Here is a 1,917-nt window from a genome sequence, read left to right as displayed (position 1 = left end):
GGTGCTGTCTGGCCGCCGCACCGGTCCTGGCCGCCGGATTCGTCACCCGCCAGCGTCGGCTTGCCGCCCGGGGCGGGGCGCCACTGATCGACCTCGGTCTGTTCCGGCATCGCGCCTTCGCGGCCGGCACGTGCGTCGCACTGGCGTTCGCCCTGGTCCCGAGCTCGTTCTTCTTCGTTCTCGCGCTCCACCTCCAGCAGGGACGCGGCTACAGCGCGCTGTTCTCCGGGATCGTCTTCATCGCCGTCGGCGCCGGCTACTTCCTGGCGATGTTCCTGGCCGGGCCGATCGGCGACCGGCTTGGTCACCGGGTCCTCGCCGTGGGCGCCCTTGGCACCGCCGCGGGTTGCGCCCTGCTCGTGGCCACCGCGTCGGCGGCAAGCGCCCTCGCCCTGGTCCCCGGGCTCGCGGTGACCGGGCTCGGCATCGGCCTGGTGCTCGTCCCGCTGTCCTCGACGGTGCTGGCGGGCATCGACCCGCACCACGCGGGCGCTGCGGCGGGGGCACTGTCCATGGCGCAGCAGATCGGCGGCGCGCTGGGGGTCGCCGTGATCGGCGTGGTCTTCTTCGGCGCGGGGACGGCCGAGGGCGCGTTCACGGCGAGCCTGTGGGTGCTGGTCGGGGTCGGCGTCGCCACGGCCGGTCTCACCCGGCTGCTGCGCCCAGGCCGCCGCGGGGAGGCGCCGGAGGCGGGGCAGGGCCCGGCGCCGACCGGGCGGATGGGGGAGGTGCGGGATCAGCCGCCGAACAGACCGGCCGAGTCCACGGTCCGGTAGCCGGTCGCCCTGGTGCCCCTGACCGTGGCGACGACCGAGCCCGTCGAGCACAGCGCCTTCAGGTTCGGAATCGCGGTCCCGTCGCAGGTGAACGTCAGACCGTCGCCGGCCGGCAGGACCACGTCCTTGGCGGCCTTCAGCGTGCTGGTCACGGAGGCGGGGGTGACGTCGCCGGTGATGCCCTTGAGCGCGCGGACGAGGCCCAGCAGGTTCTGGTAGCCGGTCACCGCGTAGCCGTCGAGGGCTGTCTTCGGTGCGTACCTGCCCATCACCGTCCGGTAAAGCTTGGCCTCGGCGTCGTCGCTGTCGGTGTCGCCCGGGGTGAACAGCGTCGCCCCGTCCAGCGCGCCGGGCGCGGCGTCCTCGACGGTTTTCGACAGGCACGGCTGGATGACGAACCTCGGCTGGGTGGCGTTGATCGCGACCAGGCTCTTGAGCACCGAGGTGCAGAAGGTCCCCTCACCGACGAGGATCACCGCGCCGGGCTTCTTGCTGATCGCGGAGGTGACCTGGGACGTGGCATCCGGTGTGCCGAGCGGGATCGGGACGATGTCGAGGCCGACGCCGGCCTTGGCGAACACCGGCTTGCCCAGCGCGTTCGCGCCGGCGGTCACGGCGGGGGCGTCCGTGACGAACAGGGAGACGCTCTTGTAGCCCTTGTCCTTGGCGGCCTGCGCCATGACGCCGAGCGTCGCGGGGAAGCCGCCGGTCCAGGAGAAGGCGCCGTCGGTGACGAACTCGGCGCCGCTGGCCGCCACGCCCGTCGTGTAGGGGATCCGGGCGCCGGTAATGATCGGGACCATCGAGTCGGCGAAGGCCGTGGTGCCGATGTTCACGGCGGTGGTTTTCTGCTCGACCATCTGGTTGGCGCAGGAGCGGGCGGAGGCCGCATCCTCCTGCGACTTGCAGACGACGAGCTGGATGGGCCGCCCGCCGATGCCGCCGAGGTAGTCGTTGGCGTAGGCGGCGGCCGCCTGGGCGCCCTCGCGGACCTCGGGCAGAGAGATCGCGCTGCCGCCCTCCGCGGTGATGAAACCGATCTTCACCGGTGCGCCGGACGCCTTCGTGCCCGGAGGAAGGGTCACGGTCGAGTCGGTCGCCGCGGTCGCTGCCGCACCGCCGCCGCCCCCGCCGCCCCCGC

2 protein-coding genes are annotated in these 1,917 nt (G+C 73.1%); one reads left to right on the top strand and one right to left on the bottom strand.

The genetic code is table 11. From position 1 onward, the window contains the following. Window positions 1–776, top strand: a 776-nt coding sequence (locus tag NBZ85_RS30765) for an MFS transporter (RefSeq protein WP_261563385.1), incomplete at its 5' end; no start/stop codon positions are given. Here NBZ85_RS30765 and NBZ85_RS30760 read toward each other — a convergent pair. After that, a partial coding sequence (locus NBZ85_RS30760; protein ID WP_261563384.1) for an ABC transporter substrate-binding protein occupies window positions 737–1,917 on the bottom strand: 1,181 nt, incomplete at its 5' end. The genes NBZ85_RS30765 and NBZ85_RS30760 overlap by 40 nt on opposite strands.

This window comes from Frankia tisae (assembly GCF_025403405.1).
GTDB lineage: Bacteria > Actinomycetota > Actinomycetes > Frankiales > Frankiaceae > Frankia > Frankia tisai.
Note: the sequence above shows the minus strand (reverse complement) of the source record. Positions and strands in the feature narration are given on the sequence as shown.